This is a genomic window from Kitasatospora sp. NPDC057904 (assembly GCF_042887925.1).
Taxonomy (GTDB): Bacteria; Actinomycetota; Actinomycetes; order Streptomycetales; family Streptomycetaceae; genus Kitasatospora.
Map to the genome: position 1 here is coordinate 1,100,788 of NZ_JBHVOL010000001.1, position 15,132 is coordinate 1,115,919.

A 15,132-nucleotide genomic window follows, 5' to 3' on the forward strand; every position below is an offset into this window, starting at 1 on the left:
ACGACGGACGCCCGGACCGCGCGAGCGGTCCGGGCGCCGGTGGCCGACGGGGCCGGCCGAGTGCCGATCAGTCGGTCAGTCGGTCAGGAGCGGCATCAACGCGGCTTCTTGAAGCCGAGCGTCGTCGCGTCCTTCTTGGTGTAGATGGTGCCGTCCGTGTCCTTGCCGAAGTCGCCGACCTTGGCGGCCATGGGCGGGGTGTAACGCCGGGGCAGCTGCTGGTTCTTGGTCACGGTGCTCTCCAATGCGTCGAGAACGAGGCCTGGAACGGCCTCGCTCCATTGGGCCGCCGCCGCGCCATGGTGTCCACACGGATGATCCGTCTCCGGCCATTGCGAGTCGACCACGAATCGATCCCGGGTTCGAAAAGGTGAACTGTAAACAAAATCCCGGCCGATCCACTCGGCTTGAGTCCTGTGCATGACAGGCAGTCGATATGACCGGAGGGGCCCGAGTGAAGCGTGATACTCCCCTTTTCTTCACATCATCACGCCGGAACTACCCCAGGATCGTTGTCATGGAAATGGCGCAAACGAAGGGGAGGTCGACTCGGCCCGGTTGTGCGGCAATTCCGACTGGTGCACCGTTCTCAGGCGAAGCACCGGCGGGGCGTGTTTCCGCCGCGATACCTGGGGGTGAGGCAGGTGCAGTCGCTCAACGACCACCTCGTGGTCTTTCCGGATTCCCCGGGCGGTGCCCGGGCGTACCGTCAGATCGGCGGCGAAGCACCTCGACTGGTGGCCCACGCCTCCGGCCGGCCGTGGCTCGCCGGCTCCTGGGCCCCGGAGGACCTGGTGGTGGCGACCGCGGGCCCCGTCAGCGTGGCCGTGTTCGGGCCGAGCCCGGTCGCACCGGACCGGCTCCAGGCGCTGCTCCCGTCCGTACGCGACCTGCCGGACCTCGACGCGCTGGCCCGCGCCCTGCCCGGCAACACCCACGTGGTGGCCTCCGTCCACGGGCGCGTGCGGTTCCAGGGCACCGTCACCGGGACCCGCAGCGTGTTCACCGCCGGCCTCGACGGCGTGCCGGTCGCCTGCGACCGGGCCGACGTGCTGGCCGAACTCACCGGCGCGGAACCGGACGAGGACCTGCTCGCGACGACCGTGACGTACGGCATGCTCTTCTCCCCGCTGAGCGAGCGCAGTTGGTGGCGCGGCGTGGAGCAGGTGGCCCCGGACTGCTGCCTCGTCATCCCCGGCGAGGGCCCGGCCCAGCCGGTGCGCTGGTGGCAGCCGCCGGAGCCGGACCTCCCGCTCGCCCGGGGCGCCACCGTGGTGCGCGACAAGCTGCGCGAAGCCGTGGCCCTGCGGCTGCCCGGCCGGGGCAGGCTCTCCGCCGACCTGTCGGGCGGCATGGACTCCACCTCCCTGTGCTTCCTCGCCGCCGAGCACGCGCCCGAACTCCTCACCTTCTGCTGGACCGGCGGCAGCGCGATCAACGACGACCCCCTGTACGCCGGCCGGGCCGCAGAGCTGCTCACCCGCGCCGAGCACCTGACCGTCCCGGACACCGACGCCCCGCCGGTGTTCTCCCCTCCCTACTGGGCGACCGACACGGAGGCCCCGCGGGCCACCAGCCGGGGGATGAACGCGATCCGCTACGGCATCCGGCACCTGGTCGACCACGGCGCCACCCGGCACCTGGCCGGCCACGGCGCGGACGAGCTGTTCACCGGAGGCGCCGCCTACCTGCACACGCTCGCCCGCCGGCACCCGGTGACGGCCTGGCGGCAGCTGCGCGCCCACCAGGCCCTGAACCGCTGGCCGTTGCTGCCCAGCCTCGCCGGGCTGGTGCGCGGCGGAGACCTCGGCGGGTGGTGGCGGCAGAGCGCCGACGACCTCGCCCGCACCTCGCCGCTCCCCCGGACCCCGTCCCTCGGCTGGGGCGAGCGGATCCCGGCCACCCCGTGGGCGACCGGCGACGCGGTGCGGGCCACCCAGGCCGTCTTCCGCCGCGTGGCGGACCAGGCCTCCCCGCTCGCGCAGGACCGGGGCCAGCACGAAGCCCTCACCGCCCTGCGCAGCGCCGGTCCCGTGCTCCGGCTGATCCACCGCGAATACGCCGCCGAAGGGCTCGCACTGGAACTGCCCTACCTGGACGACCGGGTGGTCGAGGCCGTGCTGTCGATCGTCCCCCACGAGCGCTACAGCCCCTGGCGGTTCAAGCCGGTGCTGGCCACCGCGATGCAGGGGCTCGTGCCCGACCTGATCCTCGACCGGACGACCAAGGGCGACTGCGAGGAGCCCGTCGACCGCGCCCTGCAGGACCACGTCCCCGACCTGCTCGACCTGTTCGCGGACTCGCACCTGGCGCGCCGCGGCCTGGTCGACGTCGACCGGCTGCGCACCACGCTCGTCACGCCGCCGCGCACCGCCGACGTCTGGTCCGCCCAACTGGAGGCGACGATCGGCGCCGAACTGTGGCTGCGGGAGATCGAGTCCCGCCCCGCCGTCAAGCCGGCCCTCGCCGGCCTCCGTGCCACCGAACGTGAGGAAACCCCGTGACCAGTCCGCCCTGCGCACTCCAGCCCCGCACCCGGCTGCCCCTGCACCGGCGGCTGCTCCCGCTCGCCGCCGTCGCCGTCGCCCGCCCGCTGGCCGGACTGCAGCCCCGGTACCTGCGCCCGGTCCTCACGGCGCTGAGCACCGGCGCCCGTCCCGGCACCGCCGCCCAGGCGTCCGCGGCCCGCGCCGCGGTCGTCGCCGTCAGCCTGCGCTGCGCCGTCCACAACTGCCTGCAACGGTCGATCGCCACGGCCGTGCTCTGCCGGTTCGGCGGCGCCTGGCCCACCTGGCAGGCCGGCGTGCGCACCACGCCGTTCGCCGCCCACGCCTGGGTCGAGGCGGAGGGCCGGGTCATCGACGAGCCCTACCCCGACGGCTACTTCCGGCCGCTGGTCACCGTCGCCCCCAAACAGCGGTCGCGGCCCTCCCAGCCTTCGCCGCCCTCGCAGCCCGCACGCACTGCGTGACCACCCCGCGCACCCCCGTCCGGAGGGACCCATGACGCTCCGCCTGACCACCCACACCGTGTCCACCGACACGCACGACGGCGCCGTGCTGCTGAACGAGCGCACCGGGCACTACTGGCAGCTCAACCAGACCGGCGCGTACGCCCTGCAACGCCTGCTGAACGGCCACACCGTGGACCAGGTCGCCGACGAGTTCGTGGCCCACTTCGGCATCGCACCGGCCGAGGCGCGGCAGGACCTCACCGCGATGACCGAACGGCTCCGCTCCTCCGGGCTGGTGGAGGCCGCCTGACCCCCTCGGGCCGCCACCTCGAATGGAGCCGCACACACGATGCTTCGCCAGCTGTGGACCCTGACCCGGGGCCAGCGCCGCGCCCTCGGCGCCGCCCTGCTCCTCACCCTGACCGCCGCCGCCGTGGGCGTCGGGCAGCCCCTGGCGGCCAAGGGCGTGGTCGACGCGCTCACCGCGCACCGGCCGCTCCTGCTGCCCGTCACCGTCCTCGTCGTGCTGCTGCTCGCCCAGGCACTCATCGGCGCCGTCGCGACCTTCCTCCTGGAACGCACCGGCGAGCGGTTCGTCCTCGGCATGCGGACCGGACTGGTCTCGCACCTGCTGCGGGTCCGCATGGCGGCCTTCGACCGCCTGCGCGTCGGCGACCTCATGGCGCGCGCCTCGACCGACGTGGTCGTCCTGCGCGAGGCGCTGACGCACGTCTCCGTGCAGATCGCCACCAACCTGTGCGTCGCGCTGGGCAGCGTCGCGGCGATGTTCGTGCTGGACCCGGTGCTGATGCTGCTCATCCTCGGCGTGCTGCTCGCGTGCGGCCTGGTGATCAACCGGCTGTCGGCGGAGATCGGCCGCTCCTCGACGCAGGTGCAGACCGCCGTCGGCGCGATCTCGGCCGGGCTGGAGCGGGCCCTGTCCGCCCTGCGGACCGTCCGGGCCAACCGCGCCGAACGACGGGAGATCGACCGCCTCGGCACCCTCGCGCACGAGGCCTACCACGCGGCGGTGCGCGGCGCCCGGCTCACGGCCGTCATCGCCCCCACCGCCCAACTGGCCATCAACGCCGCCTTCGTCCTGGTCCTGCTGCTCGGTGCGGCCCGCGTCGACCAAGGGGCCCTCTCGCTCGGCGCCCTCGTGGCCATGCTGCTGTACGCGACCCAGCTCACCGGGCCCGTCACGGAACTGATGGAGGGCGTGGCCTCGGTGCACCGCGCCAGGGGCTCCGCCGAACGCGTCCAGGAGGTCTACGAGCTCCCCACCGAGGACGCCACCGGCTCGCACTCCGTCTCCCAACAGCCGACCACCGCGCCATCGTTGGAGATCAGCGACCTGCGCTTCGGCTACGACCCCGACGCACCCGTCCTCCAGGGGCTCTCCCTCACCGTCCCCCGGAACGCGCTCGTCGCCCTGGTCGGCCCGTCCGGAGCCGGCAAGTCCACCACCTTCGCGCTGATCAACCGCTTCTACGACCCGTGGAGCGGCGGCATCCGCCTCGACGGCCACCCGGCGGACGAACTCGGCCTCCACGAGTGGCGCTCACGGATCGGCTGGGTCGAACAGGACTGCCCGGTCCTGCACGGCACCCTGCGCGACAACCTCTGCTACGCCGCCCCGGACGCCACCGACGACAGGCTGTGGGAGGTCCTCCACCTCGTCAACCTCGCCGCCAAGGTGCGCGCCCTGCCCGCCGGACTCGACACCGAAGCCGGCGAACACGGCGCCCGTCTCTCCAGCGGCGAACGCCAGCGCATCGCCATCGCCCGAGCCGTCCTGGCCCGCCCCGCCCTCCTCCTCCTGGACGAGCCCACCGCCCACCTCGACCCCGCCAACGAGGCCGCCCTGACCGTCAACCTGCACGACCTCCGCAAGGAGTGCGCCCTCCTCGTCATCGCCCACCGCATGTCCACGATCGAGTCGGCCGACACCGTCGTCATGCTCTCCAACGGCACCACCACCGCCACCGGCCCCTACCCCGATCTCCTCCGCACCCACCCCGGCTTCCAACGCCTCTGCGGCCTCTGACCCCCGCGGATCACAGCGCAGGTCACAGCGAGGACAGGTCGATCTCCACCGGGTACGGCGCCGTCGCCTTGACCAGGCCGGTGAAGACCTCACCCGCCCGGTAGCACCGGCTCGCCGGGTCGAGGACGTACGTGTGGACGATCGGGACGACGCCCACGGCCTGCTCGATCCGCCAGTAGAACGGGATGCCGGCCGTGGCGTACTGGTCCAGCTTGACCACCCGGTCGGTGGTCTCCGAGCCCGGCGACACGACCTCGGCGAGCAGCAGCACGTCCGCCGGTCTGGTCGGCGACTCGTCGATCGTCTCCGCGCGGTAGACCACGACGTCCGGGCGGCGGTTGTTGAGCGGCACGTCCTGGAGGCGGACGTCGAAGTCCGTGTCGGCGTTCCACTCGCTCCCCCCGGCCGCGTCCAGCGCGTTCGCCAGCAGCCGGGCCAGGCGGTTGTGCCGCTTGGAAGCGACGGGGCGAACGAGGACCGTGCCGTCGACGATCTCGATGCCCGCGCACTTGGCCGCGCACCAGGAGTCGTACTGCTCGCTGGTGACCCGCGGGCCCGCTTCCCTCATGCGCCACAGCCTAGGCTTCCGGCCCCTCGGAACCGGACGGTTCGAGGGCTGTTCGATATCCTCCCGGTGATCGGCAGCGCGATGGCTGCCCCAGGGGGAATGGGTGGCCAGGATGCGGTCGTCGTCGTCCGAGCGCGAGGTTCCGGGGGCGGCGTGGCAGTGGGACGGGGAGGACGGCGGCGACGCGGGCGGGGCGCTCGGGGACGTCGTCGGCGGGGGCGGCGACGGGCCGCGGATGAGCCGGCGCGGGCTGCTGGTCGGGGCCGGGGTGCTGGCCGCCGGCGGGGCCGCGTGGGCGTTCGGCCGCTCCCGGGAGGAGCGGCCGGCCCCGCGACCGGCACCGCCGGCCCCGGTCGCCGTCTCGGGGCCGACGCCGGTGTGGACGTACCGCGGGCCCGAGGCCATGACGCCCGAGCGGCTCACCACCCGGCCGAACCGGCCGCTGTACGTCACCAGCGCCGGCCTCCAGCTGCTCGACCCGGCGACCGGCTCGCCGACCCGGCTGCTGCGCCTCGCGCCCCCGGAGCGGCAGTTCGGCGACGATGCGACCGCCGCCCGCGTGGTGATCAGCGGCGACCGCGTGTTCACCACCTCCCAGGGCCACATCGACGGCCGCCACCTCGCCGACCCCGCCGCCGACCTCACCGTCGCCCTGCCGGAGGCCGTCACCGACGACGTCGTCCTCGCCGGCTGCGACGGCACGGCCCTCTACGGGACGGCCTACGCCCTGCCCACCCGGAACGACAAGGTCCCGGCGCAGAAGGCGTTCGCGGTGCGCATCACGGACAGCACGCTGCTGTGGTCCTCCCCCGCCGACCTCGGCGAGCGGCTGCTCGCCCCCTCGGCCGGCCCTACCGGCCCCACCGGCACCATCGCCTCCGTCCGCACCCGCGAGGGCCGCACCGAGCTGGTCGTCCGGGACGCCGCGACCGGACGGCAGCGCTGGACGGCTCCGGGCAACGAGAACCTCCGCTGGTGCGCGATCGGACAGCGCGCCGTCCACGTCCCCGACGGCACCGGCGGCCTGCGCGCCCTCGACCTCGCCACCGGCGCCGAACTCTGGACGCTGCCGCCCGCCCGGGGCGAGAACTGGCGGGCGATGCCCCCGCTGACCGCGGGCGCCGCGGTCTTCCTCCCGCGCGACAACGGCGTGGTCACCGCGCACACCGAGGCCGGCCCGGACGCGCTCTGGTCGCTCCGGCTGCCGTTCCTGCTGGATGCCCGCAGTCATCCGATGCTGGTCAACGACGTCCTCTACGTCCCCGGCCCGGCCGGCGGCGGCGTGTGCGCGGTCGACGCCGCGACGGGCCGCCTGCTCTGGACCTTCCGGGACTCCGGCCCCGGCAAGGACGTCTGGTCACTCGCCGCCGACGGCAACTGTCTGTACGCGGGCCACGACGACGTCCTGCACGCCCTCCCGCTGGCCACGGTCTAGGAGGCCCCGGTGCGGGTCCGCCCGATCTCCCCCGACCTGCTCGCCGAGCACCTCGCCGAGCGGATCTCCGCGCTGCCCGGCGCCGGGCAGCGGTGGCTGCGGGTCGCCGTCGACGGCGCGCCCGCCGCCCGCCCCGGGGACCTCGCCGACACCCTGGTCGAGCCGCTGCGGCTGCGCGGCCGCCCCGCCCTGCGGGTGGCGGCGGACGGCTTCCTGCGCCCGGCGTCGATCCGCCTGGAGTACGGCAAGCGGGACGCGGACGCCTTCCACGACCTCTGGCTCGACGACGGCGCGCTGGCGCGCGAGGTGCTCGACCCGCTGGAGCCGGGCGGCACCGGCCGCGTCCTGCCGTCCCTGTGGGATCCGGTGACGGACCGCGCCACCCGTGCCCCGTACAGCCAACTGCCGCCCGGCGGCGTGCTGTTGCTCGACGGCGCGCTGCTGCTCGGCCGCTGGCTGCCGCTGGAGCTGACCGTCCACCTCGCCCTCACCCCGGCCGCGCTCGCCCGCCGCACGCGCGAGGACGAACGGTGGACGCTGCCCGCCTTCGCCCGCTACGAGGCCGAGACCGTGCCGTCCGAGGCCGCCGACGTCGTCGTCCGCGTCGACGACCCGCGCCACCCGGCCCTGGTCGAACGCGACTGAGCCCCCCCCGGGGGGGGTGGCCTCAGCGCCGCCCCGCCGTGCGCGGCCCGGCGCCGCGGACCTCCGGCGCGGGCCCGCGCTGGCAGTACGGGCACCAGTACGCCACCCGGTCCTGCGGCGGAGTGCCCTGGCGGGCGGTCAGGACGAGGGTGCCGCAGCGGGGGCAGGGGCGGCCCGCCCGGCCGTAGACCCAGTGCTGGTGGCCGCGCCGGGTGTCGCCGGTGGTGACGTGGCCGGGGCGCAGCTTGTTGGCGTCGAGGAGTTCGCGGGCCCGCCCGACGAGCCGGCCGGGGTCGCGCAGTTCGCCGACCGGGGTCCAGGGGGTGACGCCGGCGAGGTAGCTGAGTTCGTTGGCGTAGACGTTGCCGATGCCGGCGAGGTTGCGCTGGTCGAGGAGGGCCTCGGCGAGCGGGCGGGCGGGGTGGGCGAGCAGGCGGCGGAGGGCCTCGACCGGGTCCCAGTCGGCGCCGAGGAGGTCGGGGCCGAGGTGGCCGACGGCGCGTTCCTCGTCGGCGGTGCGCAGCAGTTCGACGACGGGCAGCCGGTAGCCGACGGCGGTGCCGCGTTCGGTGGCGAGGACGGCGCGGATCTGCCAGGCGGGGCCGCCGGCCCAGCGCTCGCCGGGGCGGTAGGTCTCCCAGCGGCCGTCCATGCGCAGGTGGGTGTGGAGGGTGAGGCCGCCTTCGAGGCGGGTGAGGAGGTGCTTGCCGCGCGGGGCGACCTCCAGGACCCAGCGGCCGGCGAGCGCGGCGGTGGCGTGGGCGGGGACGCGCAGGTCGGCGGCGGTGAGCTGCACGCCGGCGAGCGTGTCGCGCAGCCGGGCCGCCGCGCGGTAGACGGAGTCACCTTCTGGCATGACTCCATCCTGCCCCGCGCGGCGGCCCGGTGCGGCTGGTGCCGCGGCAGTGACGTCACTCGCCGGGGAAGGCCACCTGTCCCTCCCGGACGACCACGATCGGACAGGGCGCGTGCTCGGTGAGGTGCCGGCTGACGGAGCCGAGCAGCACGCCCGAGAAGCCGCCGAGGCCGCGGCTGCCGACGACGAGGAGCGCGGCGCCGTGGGCCGCCTGGAGCAGTGCGCCGGCGGCGTTGCCCGGCATGACGCTCTGGTTGACCGGGACGCCGGGGGCGTCCCCGGCCACCTTGGCGACGGACTCGGCGAGGGTCCGCCCGGCGAGGTCCTCGGGGTTGAACCCGTCGGGCGCTCCCGCGCCGCCCCAGCCGTAGAACGCGGGGTACTCCCAGGCGGTGATCGCGTGGACGCTGCCGCCGACGGCCCGCGCGTAGTCGAGGGCCCACTGCAGGGCCTGCTCGGAGGCGGGCGATCCGTCCACGCCGACGACGGTCCGGGGCATGGTGGTCATGGCACTGCTCCTTTCGGGTGAGTCGATCCGTTGGTCATCTCCGGTACGCGGTCCACGAGTTGGCCATCCGCTGGACCTGGCCCGGGGTGAACTGGGTCATGCAGGAGTCGTAGCTGTAGTCCATGAAGTTGTGGATCGGGTCGAGGACCGTCGTGGAGCAGGTGTGCCGCCCCTCGGGGCAGCCGTAGCCGGGGCTGCGCTCGGGCGGGGTGTCGTCGACGTAGTCGCCGGGGGGCAGGCAGCCGCCCTGGAAGGTGTGGAAGAGGCCGAGCCAGTGGCCGGTCTCGTGGGTGGCGGTGTTGCCCTCGTTGTAGTCGGTGGCGGAGCCGCCGGGCAGGGAGGCGTCGAGCACGACGACGCCGTCGTCGGCCGGGTCGGAGCGGTAGGCGTCGGGGAAGGTCGCCCAGCCGAGCAGGGACTGGCCGAGGTTGGCGGTGTAGAGGTTGAGGGTGCCGGCGCCGCCCTTGCGCAGTTGCTTCTTCATGTCGCGCTCGGCGCGGGAGCCGGGCGTCATGCCCGTGTACCAGCCGGCCTTGTCGGTGTAGTCGGTGCCGGCGAGCGCGAACTGGAAGCCGGACGGGGTGTTGCCGTCGCCCTGGCCGCCGTAGGTGGCGTTGAGGTGGTCGATCTGGGCGGCGACGGTGGCGTCGGAGAGGCGGCCGGCGTCGCCGGAGTGGATCACGTGGACGTAGACCGGGATCGTCGTCGCGGTGTCGCCGAAGGCGTGCGCGTTGACGTGTCCGGAGAGGCGCGAGCGGAGGTCGTCGTCCATGGCCCGGGCCCGGGCGGGGGTGACGGAGTTCGGGTCCTGCCCGCTCTCGCCCGTGGCGGGTCGGCGGGCGGCGGCGTCCGTACCGTCGCACACGGCGGCGGGGGCGGCGGCGGCCACCGGGACGGCGTGCCGGGCGGGGGCCCCGAGCTGGCCGAGGCCGGCCGCCGCGACGAGCGCGGCGGCACAGGGGAACAGGCGGAGGGCACGCGAGCGCACCCGGGAGGAACGGCGCATCTGCGCTCCTGGCGGGGTGGATTGACGGGGCGTCGGCTGCGACGGCCGGTGCGGCCGCGCGCGGACTCGCCGAGACTACGACGCCACGAAGTCGATCTCCCGCAGGGCGCGCGCGGCGGCCCGGTCGAGTACCACGGCCGACGCACACCCGGCCGGCGGCTCCCCCGAGCCGGCGAGGGCGCCGTACAGGCGGCGGGCGGCGGCCCGGTGCCGCGCGAAGGCGTAGCGGGAGACGGTCCGCCCGCGGAGCCGCTGGCCGTCGAGCGCGCTGTCGGCGTCGGCGTCGAGGAGCAGCAGGTGCACGCGTCGCCCCTGCCGTCCGGCGGCGGTGGTCAGCCAGGACCGCACCCAGGGCAGTGCGCCGCAGTCGTGCACGGCGAGCGGCCCTCCGTCGAGCACGGCCCGGCGCAGCCGCCGGTAGTGGGCGAGCCGGACGAGCGGGCGGTACACGGCGTACGGGACGAAGGCGGGCAGGCGGGCCGCGTACTCCTCGCGGACCTGCTGGGAGTCGACCAGCGCGGCGCGGATGCTGTGCCGCATGAGGGTGCTCTTGCCGCTGCCCGGCAGGCCGGAGACGACCAGGAGGTCGCCCGCCGGGTAGTGCAGCGCCGCCGGGGCGGGGGCGCAGCGCAGGTCGTGCAGCCCGTGCGGGCGCAGCGCCCCGGGGGCGCGCCGAGGCGGCGGCACCGGGGGCGCCGCCGCCTCCACCGTTCGCGTCCTGGTCACCTGGCCTCCCCTTGCCGTTCCTCCCCCTGGAGCATCGCGTATGACCAAGACGGAGTAAAGAGGCGTGGTCAGGCCGGGTGCCGGGCGGACGGTCAGCCCAGTTGCGGGGCGACGGCGCCCGCGATGAGCTCCAGGTGGTCGAGGTCGTGCAGGTCGAGTATCTGGAGGTAGATCCGCTGCGTGCCGACGGCGGCGTACCGGCCGATCTTCTCCGCGACCTCCGCCGGGGTGCCGGCCAGGCCGTTCTCCTTCAGCTCGCCGACCTCCCGGCCGATGGCGGCGGCCCGCCGGGCCACCTCGGCGTCGTCGCGGCCGACGCAGGCGACCAGCGCCGCCGAGTACACGAGGTCGTCGGCCCCGCGGCCCGCCTGCTCGACGGCGGTGCGCACCCGGCCGAACTGCGCCGCGGTGTCCTCGACCGAGGCGAACGGCAGGTTGAACTCGTCCGCGAAGCGCGCGGCCAGCGCCGGGGTGCGCTTCGGGCCGTGGCCGCCGACCAGCACCGGGACGCGCTCCTGCGCGGGCTTGGGCAGCGCGGGCGAGTCGGTGAGGGTGTAGTACTCGCCGGCGAAGTCGAAGGTGTCGCCGGGCTTGGTGTTCCACAGCCCGGTGATGATCGCCAGCTGCTCCTCCAGCCGCCCGAACTTCTCCTTCGGGAACGGAATGCCGTAGGCGCGGTGCTCGGCCTCGTACCAGCCGGCGCCGAGGCCCAACTCGACCCGGCCGCCGCTCATCGCGTCGACCTGGGCGACCTGGATCGCGGTGACGCCGGGCAGCCGGAAGGTGGCGGCGGTCATCAGCGTGCCCAGGCGGATGGTGCGGGTGTCGCGGGCGAGGCCGGCCAGGGTGATCCAGGCGTCGGTGGGGCCGGGCAGGCCGTCCACCCCGCCCATCCTCAGGTAGTGGTCGGAGCGGAAGAAGGCGCTGAACGCGCCCAGGTCCTCGGCGGTGCGGGCGACCGCCAGCAGCGTCTCGTAGCTCGCGCCCTGCTGGGGCTCGGTGAAGATGCGAAGATCCATGCCGGCCATTCTGGTACGGACGGCCGGCCGGTCACGCGACAGAACCGGCCAATGCACAGGGTGTTCCCTTGGGCGCCCCAAGGTGGCCAAGGTCTCAGCACGGAACCGTCACGAGCCGCCGTGCCCGGCCGCCGGTTCCCCTACCGTGGACGGATGTTCGCCACCTCCGACGAGTCCTTCGGCCGCTCCCCCGACGAGCCGGCCGGCTGCCCGCTGCCGGGCATCGTCGCGGCCTTCACGCCGCGGCTGGCCGAGTTCGCGTTCGAGCCCGGCTTCGTCGCGTCGGTCGACCAGCACGCCGCCGAGCTGCGCGAGCTCCTGTACGCCCAGGGGCCGGAGCTGCTGCCCCGGCCCCTGGACCGCGAGGAACTGGCGGACTACGCGCTCGGCTTCCTCGACGCGCTCGCCGAGATCGGCTGGCGGGAGCCGGTCGGCTACGACTTCGCCGTCGGGCGGCTCACCGCGATCTGCTGGCTGGTGCGCGAGCAGGGGCTCCTGCCGGCCTGACGACGGCTCCCGCCGGCCTCACGACAGCTCCCGCCCGACTACAGCTCCCGCCCGGGGTCGATGCCCGGGTCGATGCCGGGGCCGCGCGGCCCGGTCTCGGTGGCCGGGCGCACCGGCTGGTTGGCCAGCGCGTCCGAGCGGCCGGCCTGGTAGGCGCTGCCGCGCAGCTTGGCGCTCTCCCGCTCGGCGCCGTCCAGCCAGCGCTCCCAGCGCTGGCGCATCGGCATGATCAGGCCGCCGCCGACGCCCACCACCAGCACACCGGTGATCGTCGCGAGGGCCGCGATCAGCACCGGGCCGGTGATCGCGGTGGCGATGCCGGCCTGGCCGAGCGCGGCGATCACGCCGAGCCCGACGATGAACGCCCAGGCGATCGTGGAGACCGTCCGGCCGTACGCGGCGCCGGAGAGCGCGTTGCCCACGATGTCGCGCACCGCGTTGGCGATGGCCATCGCGACGACGACGATCACGACCGCGACGATGCCCTTGGGCAGCCACGCGACGATGCTGTGGATCATCACGCTGATCGGGTTGGGGCCGAAGACCCCGAACGCGAGCTGCAGGGCCATCAGCAGGACCGCGTAGTAAACGATCTTGCAGACGATGCCCGTCATGTCGTAGCTGGAGCCGCTCAGGTAGCGGGCCATCCCGGCCCGCTCGGCGATCCGCTCGGACCCGAGCCGGCGCAGCACGCGGTCGAGCACCTTGGCGATGGCCTTCGCCACGAACCAGCCGATGACCAGGATCGCCAGGAAGGCGATGAACTGCGGGATGACCTTCGCGATCTTGGACCAGGCCTGGGTGAACCCGGAACCGAAGTCCACGGAGAGGGCGAGCTGCTGAACCACGGAGTCCTCCACTCGGGGACGCGGCGCCACGAGCGGCGCGGAGCGGCCCCTTTTCGTTCCGGATCCCCCACCCTTCGTGAATAGCAGCGCCCGGCCCGGCCCGCGCGCCCCCGCCCGTGCGGCTTGATCCCCCCGGGTGAACCGGGCCCGCACAGGACGCACCGGCGACCGGACGCGTGATCGCGCGTACAGTTGGCGGTCCACGGACGAAGGGCGCGGGGGCTGGGGAGGATACGCAAGTGAGCGGGACGATCAGGACGAGCGCTGGGGACGACACCGCCGACCGGGCGACCTCCCCCAGCGGACCACGGCCCACCGGACCACAGCCCGACGGACCACACGTCGCGTCTCGGCCCGACGGGCACCGGGCCCTGCACTGGCGCGTCCGGCCCCAGCGGCCCGGCGCCGCCGTCCTCGTGCTCCACGGCGGCGAGGAACGCAACCTCGCCCGGCCCGGCCGCCTCAACCTGCCGCTGCTGCGCATGCACGGCTTCCTCCGCGCGCTGCGCCGCGGCACCGCCGGGGCCGAGATCGCCATCGGCACCGTCCGCTACCGCCACCGCGGCTGGAACGACGAGCGCGCCGACGCCGCCCGGGACGCCCTCGCCGCCCTCGACGAGCTCCGCGAGGAGCTCGGCGGCGTACCGACCGTCCTGGTCGGGCACTCGATGGGCGGCCGGGCGGCGCTGCGCGCGGGCGGCCACCCGAACGTCACCGGGATCGTCGCGCTCGCCCCCTGGTGCCCGGCCGGGGAGCCCTGCGAGCACCTGGCCGGGCGCGACGTGCTGATGCTCCACGGGGACCGCGACACCGTCACCCCGCCCGCCGACACCCACGCCTTCGCCGCCCGCGGCCGCGCCGCCGGCGCCCGCGTCTGCGGCTACACCGTCACCGGCAGCGGCCACGCCATGCTCCAGCGCGTCCCCGACTGGCACCGCGCGGCCACCCACCTCGCCACCGCGATGCTCGGCCTGCGCGACCTGCCCGCCGAGACCGTCTCCGCGCTCGCCCTGCCGCCCGGCTCCCGCGAGGCGCTCACCCTCCCGCTGCCGCGCCAGCCCCGGCGCGTCTGAGAGGGCTCGCGGCACTTCATCGGCACTTCAGCGGAACGGACGCACCGGATTCGCCGCGCCCACGGGGCCGTGCTGTGGTTGGCCCCATGCGCACTTCACCACTCCGCCGCGCGGCCCTGACCGTCGCGACCGCCGTCCTCCTCATCACCGCCACCGCCGTCTCCGCCTCGGCCGCCCGCCGTGACGTCACCGCCGAACAGTGCCACGAGGCCGGCGGCCACGTGGAGGGCGTCGGCTACTGCACCGGCGCCGAGGGCGTGGACCAGTGGGGGGCGGACATCGACGGCCAGGGGATCAACTCCCAGCCGAACCTCTACGACCGGTAAAGCCCCCCACCCCACGGGGTCCCCCCGCACCGATCGCCGCTACGCTCTGTGCGCGCCGCGCCGCAGGGCCGGCGGACACGATCACAGCACGGGGGGATCCACCAGATGCGCTACCTGGTCCGCGACCGCATGTTCGCCTTCCACGAGGAGGCCTGGATCGAGACCGAGCACCGGGAGAAGCTCTACCGCGTCAACCGGAAGTTCCTCCGGCTGCGGCGGACCTTCGCCCTGGTCGACACCCGCGGCGAGCACGTCGCGAGCATCGTCCGCAAGGCCTTCACGATCCACCACACCCTCCTCATCAAGCAGGACGGCGCGGTGACGGCCAAGATCAGCAAGAAGATGTTCGCCCTCTTCGGCGACCGCTTCAAGGTGCGCCTCGCCGACGGCCGGCGCCTGCGGATAGCGGGCAACCTGTGGGACCGCGAGTTCGACATCCAGCACGAGGGCACCACCCTCGCGCACATCTCCCGCCGCTGGTTCACGATCCGCGACGCCTACGCCGTCGACGTCCTCTACCCGCAGGACGCGCTCCTCCTGCTCATCCTCGCGGTGTGCGTGGACCACGTCCTCCAGGACGCCAAGGGCGATCAGCTCACCAACCTCTGACCGCCC

The 15,132-nt window shown here is 74.6% G+C and carries 18 protein-coding genes; 10 read left to right on the forward strand and 8 right to left on the reverse strand.

Annotation, left to right across the window (positions count from 1 at the left end; all coding sequences use genetic code 11):
• Window positions 1-95 precede the first annotated feature (95 nt).
• Complete coding sequence (locus ACFVSN_RS05055; RefSeq protein WP_380507678.1) at window positions 96-233, reverse strand: hypothetical protein; 138 nt, start codon at window positions 231-233, stop codon at window positions 96-98.
• Between the two features lie 411 nt (window positions 234-644).
• On the opposite strand from ACFVSN_RS05055, the gene ACFVSN_RS05060 reads away from it, so the two are divergent.
• The 4 genes from ACFVSN_RS05060 to ACFVSN_RS05075 are packed head-to-tail and all read left to right on the forward strand — an operon-like array spanning window position 645 to window position 5,000.
• Entirely contained in the window at window positions 645-2,504 is a 1,860-nt protein-coding gene (locus ACFVSN_RS05060; protein ID WP_387599462.1) for an asparagine synthase-related protein, read from the forward strand.
• Complete coding sequence (locus ACFVSN_RS05065) at window positions 2,501-2,971, forward strand: lasso peptide biosynthesis B2 protein (RefSeq protein ID WP_387599459.1); 471 nt, start codon at window positions 2,501-2,503, stop codon at window positions 2,969-2,971. The genes ACFVSN_RS05060 and ACFVSN_RS05065 overlap by 4 nt, the downstream gene beginning before the upstream one ends.
• Window positions 2,972-3,002: 31 nt before the next feature.
• A complete protein-coding gene (locus ACFVSN_RS05070; protein ID WP_380442487.1) occupies window positions 3,003-3,263 on the forward strand; it encodes a lasso peptide biosynthesis PqqD family chaperone in 261 nt (86 codons plus the stop codon).
• Between the two features lie 39 nt (window positions 3,264-3,302).
• Window positions 3,303-5,000, forward strand: a complete 1,698-nt coding sequence (locus ACFVSN_RS05075; RefSeq protein ID WP_387599456.1) for an ABC transporter ATP-binding protein — start codon at window positions 3,303-3,305, stop codon at window positions 4,998-5,000.
• 22 nt (window positions 5,001-5,022) lie between these two features.
• Here the strand turns inward: ACFVSN_RS05075 and ACFVSN_RS05080 are convergent, their stop codons facing one another.
• Window positions 5,023-5,568: a Uma2 family endonuclease gene (locus tag ACFVSN_RS05080; RefSeq protein ID WP_387599453.1), complete on the reverse strand. Its 546-nt coding sequence runs from the start codon at window positions 5,566-5,568 to the stop codon at window positions 5,023-5,025.
• Window positions 5,569-5,680: 112 nt separating this feature from the next.
• Here ACFVSN_RS05080 and ACFVSN_RS05085 point away from each other — a divergent pair, with 112 nt between their 5' ends.
• A complete protein-coding gene (locus ACFVSN_RS05085) occupies window positions 5,681-7,003 on the forward strand; it encodes a PQQ-binding-like beta-propeller repeat protein (RefSeq protein WP_387599480.1) in 1,323 nt (440 codons plus the stop codon).
• A 9-nt stretch (window positions 7,004-7,012) separates the two neighbouring features.
• The gene (locus tag ACFVSN_RS05090) at window positions 7,013-7,648 is read left to right on the forward strand and encodes a uridine kinase (protein ID WP_387599451.1); all 636 of its coding nucleotides are present in this window, start codon (window positions 7,013-7,015) and stop codon (window positions 7,646-7,648) included.
• Between the two features lie 22 nt (window positions 7,649-7,670).
• Here the strand turns inward: ACFVSN_RS05090 and ACFVSN_RS05095 are convergent, their stop codons facing one another.
• The 5 genes from ACFVSN_RS05095 to ACFVSN_RS05115 all read right to left on the reverse strand — a co-directional run bounded on the left by ACFVSN_RS05095 (window position 7,671) and on the right by ACFVSN_RS05115 (window position 11,763).
• Complete coding sequence (locus ACFVSN_RS05095) at window positions 7,671-8,504, reverse strand: DNA-formamidopyrimidine glycosylase family protein (RefSeq protein ID WP_387599448.1); 834 nt, start codon at window positions 8,502-8,504, stop codon at window positions 7,671-7,673.
• 55 nt (window positions 8,505-8,559) lie between these two features.
• Complete coding sequence (locus ACFVSN_RS05100; protein WP_380442499.1) at window positions 8,560-9,012, reverse strand: universal stress protein; 453 nt, start codon at window positions 9,010-9,012, stop codon at window positions 8,560-8,562.
• 34 nt (window positions 9,013-9,046) lie between these two features.
• On the reverse strand, window positions 9,047-10,018 hold the full coding sequence (locus tag ACFVSN_RS05105) for a zinc metalloprotease (RefSeq protein ID WP_387599445.1): 972 nt from the start codon (window positions 10,016-10,018) through the stop codon (window positions 9,047-9,049).
• 75 nt (window positions 10,019-10,093) lie between these two features.
• A complete protein-coding gene (locus ACFVSN_RS05110) occupies window positions 10,094-10,744 on the reverse strand; it encodes an AAA family ATPase (RefSeq protein WP_380442503.1) in 651 nt (216 codons plus the stop codon).
• A 92-nt stretch (window positions 10,745-10,836) separates the two neighbouring features.
• Window positions 10,837-11,763, reverse strand: coding sequence for an LLM class F420-dependent oxidoreductase (locus ACFVSN_RS05115; RefSeq protein WP_387599442.1), 927 nt, complete (start codon window positions 11,761-11,763; stop codon window positions 10,837-10,839).
• Between the two features lie 153 nt (window positions 11,764-11,916).
• Between ACFVSN_RS05115 and ACFVSN_RS05120 the strand changes: the two genes are divergently transcribed.
• Window positions 11,917-12,270 (forward strand): DUF6401 family natural product biosynthesis protein, encoded by a 354-nt coding sequence (locus ACFVSN_RS05120; protein ID WP_380442507.1) that lies wholly within the window; start codon window positions 11,917-11,919, stop codon window positions 12,268-12,270.
• Between the two features lie 38 nt (window positions 12,271-12,308).
• Here ACFVSN_RS05120 and ACFVSN_RS05125 read toward each other — a convergent pair whose 3' ends face one another.
• On the reverse strand, window positions 12,309-13,118 hold the full coding sequence (locus tag ACFVSN_RS05125) for a hypothetical protein (RefSeq protein ID WP_380442509.1): 810 nt from the start codon (window positions 13,116-13,118) through the stop codon (window positions 12,309-12,311).
• Window positions 13,119-13,357: 239 nt separating this feature from the next.
• Here ACFVSN_RS05125 and ACFVSN_RS05130 point away from each other — a divergent pair, with 239 nt between their 5' ends.
• The 3 genes from ACFVSN_RS05130 to ACFVSN_RS05140 all read left to right on the forward strand — a co-directional run bounded on the left by ACFVSN_RS05130 (window position 13,358) and on the right by ACFVSN_RS05140 (window position 15,126).
• Window positions 13,358-14,191, forward strand: coding sequence for an alpha/beta hydrolase (locus ACFVSN_RS05130; RefSeq protein WP_387599438.1), 834 nt, complete (start codon window positions 13,358-13,360; stop codon window positions 14,189-14,191).
• An 86-nt stretch (window positions 14,192-14,277) separates the two neighbouring features.
• Complete coding sequence (locus ACFVSN_RS05135) at window positions 14,278-14,517, forward strand: hypothetical protein (RefSeq protein ID WP_380442514.1); 240 nt, start codon at window positions 14,278-14,280, stop codon at window positions 14,515-14,517.
• A 105-nt stretch (window positions 14,518-14,622) separates the two neighbouring features.
• Window positions 14,623-15,126, forward strand: coding sequence for an LURP-one-related/scramblase family protein (locus ACFVSN_RS05140; RefSeq protein WP_380442516.1), 504 nt, complete (start codon window positions 14,623-14,625; stop codon window positions 15,124-15,126).
• Window positions 15,127-15,132: the final 6 nt, after the last annotated feature.